This window comes from Winogradskyella pacifica (assembly GCF_013403915.1).
GTDB lineage: Bacteria > Bacteroidota > Bacteroidia > Flavobacteriales > Flavobacteriaceae > Winogradskyella > Winogradskyella pacifica.
Genome location: NZ_JABFDI010000082.1, coordinates 1 through 556 on the forward strand (window position 1 = coordinate 1; position 556 = coordinate 556).

Here is a 556-nt window from a genome sequence, read left to right on the forward strand (position 1 = left end):
GTTGCAGCTTGCACGATACGGTCACGAACTGCCGGAATCGACAACGGACGCTGTTCACCCGTGCCGGGCTTCGGGATCAACACCCGACGAGCCGGCAACGGACGATACCGCCCCTCCCGCAGTTCGGTGGACAGCTCATCGAGTAACCGAGTCACCCCGTACTCCTTGACCTGCTCCACAGTGATGCGGTCAACACCAGATGCACCCTGATTGCGGTACACCTGAAACCACGCACGCATGAGGACATCGCTGCGCACGATCTTGTCCCCCAGCGTGTGAAACCGTCTACCGGGATCTTCCTTGGCCGTCCGGTAGAGCGTGTGCTGCAAGGCACGCACCGAATCGAGCGGAACAGATCCACTCGCGGCGGGACTAGCCACTCTCGTAGCACTCACCGAGCACCTCCTTCACATCATCACGCATCGACACACGTAGCGGCCCTTCCCTCACCTCAGGTTGTGTTGTCCTGCAGGCTCGATCGGTACTATGGCCGCCTCCGACTCCCTTCCAGCCGACAACTCATTTCCCAGGACCACTGGTTATAGAGCGTCACCGC

General features: G+C 60.6%; 1 pseudogene. It reads right to left on the bottom strand.

From position 1 onward, the window contains the following. A pseudogene (locus tag HM984_RS18130) lies at window positions 1–329 on the bottom strand (hypothetical protein); the annotation flags it as partial. Window positions 330–556 lie beyond the last annotated feature (227 nt).